Annotated in this window: 2 protein-coding genes; both read left to right on the plus strand. The window is 39.7% G+C overall.

The features are described 5' to 3' along the window. On the plus strand, positions 1 to 222 hold a 222-nt coding region (locus tag GC098_RS39545; protein ID WP_216625244.1), incomplete at its 5' end, for a hypothetical protein. Between the two features lie 212 nt (positions 223 to 434). Further along, entirely contained in the window at positions 435 to 1,022 is a 588-nt protein-coding gene (locus GC098_RS11595; protein ID WP_171643328.1) for a hypothetical protein, read from the plus strand. Positions 1,023 to 1,432 lie beyond the last annotated feature (410 nt).

Here is a 1,432-nt window from a genome sequence, read left to right on the forward strand (position 1 = left end):
ATTACGCTAACGGGTAACAGTAGCTTCATAAAGACAAGTTTAAAAGGGAGTTGTGTATGTTATATGCAAAGAGCAATAATTGTTAGTTACTTGACCGACAAAAAGAATAATTTAGAAGAATTAAACGAATTGTTATCTCAGGGATGGAAAGTTGTTAGTCAAAGTTCTATGGGAGGTGGAGGAGTACATACGGTCCATTCTCTCGTAATACTCGAAAAATAGCTATATTACGCTAACGAATACCAAAACAGGCTACCGCAGATTTATTCTCGGTAGCCTGTTCCGCTAACGGGCAGGATTATGGAGTGAAAATCTAAGATAAAGTAAATCTTGTTAAAATACTCTACCAACACTCCGTTACTTACAACATATTTAAATAGAAAAAATCATAGTATTTAAGTATTCAATCTTTTTGAGAAGGAGCGTACTTTATATTGAAGAAAATCTTAATTACCGTTGGCATTTTCGCAGTTGCTATTAGTGGTGTATCAGTCATAGCTATGGCGGATAGTTCTACGCATAATTCGATTTCTTACATTACCACCTCAAATACAACATTAGATACTAAGAATGATACACCTACGAGCCCCCCAGTAAGTGCTGACAAAGAAAGTAATATGATTCAAACCCTTAATCAAAACCCATATTTGGGTTCTCAAAAGGGTGAGTTTAAAGAAATGACCGAGCAAGTAAAGTTGGATAAAGATACTGCTGTTGAAAAGGCTAAGGCGATTATTGGTAAAACAAATAGCTTGGAAGCTAAAAAAATTACCGCCCAATTAGTAAAATACACAAACAAGGAAGCACCCCAACTTCCAGGTTCGAAAATTATATTAAAGGATTATCCTGTATGGGTAATAACATTCGAAGGTGTACATGTTCAGGGGAATGGTCCCAAACCCATTGTTACTGATGATAAAACAAGTTCAACTGCCTTTGTTTACGTAGATTCTCATGTTGTTATTGATGCTAATACTGGGGGAAGGTTAGAACTCATCTCCCATTCAAGTCTGAATAACTAGGGCATAGTGTTTTTGCACTAACGGCGAACGAGAGTTCAATAGATTAGACCTTGAGGCTGCCGCGTGAACGAACGGTAGCCTTTGTTCAGCTAACGGGCAGAATAACGCAATGGGACCGCATTCGAAATAAAGGACCCAGTTATAGTCAGAGTCAGCCGGCGTTTCCGATTTTGTCGCGCGGTTCGCCGGAGATGAAATCATCGTACAGGCATGTGATCGCGGACAGAGTAGCCTCATCACGATCATTGAGGCTACTCTGTCCACGAACCTGCTTCGGCTTGAAGACGGGAACGAGTTATCGATCACCGTAGTATCGGATGAAGAAAGATGCTATGCCGAATACGAAAAAAAGAAGTCGACCATCTCGTGGTCGACTTCTAATTATTTTATTGCGCGGTCAGGATTTGTGG

The sequence above is a fragment of the Paenibacillus phytorum genome, assembly GCF_013141715.1.
Classification (GTDB): domain Bacteria; phylum Bacillota; class Bacilli; order Paenibacillales; family NBRC-103111; genus Paenibacillus_E; species Paenibacillus_E phytorum.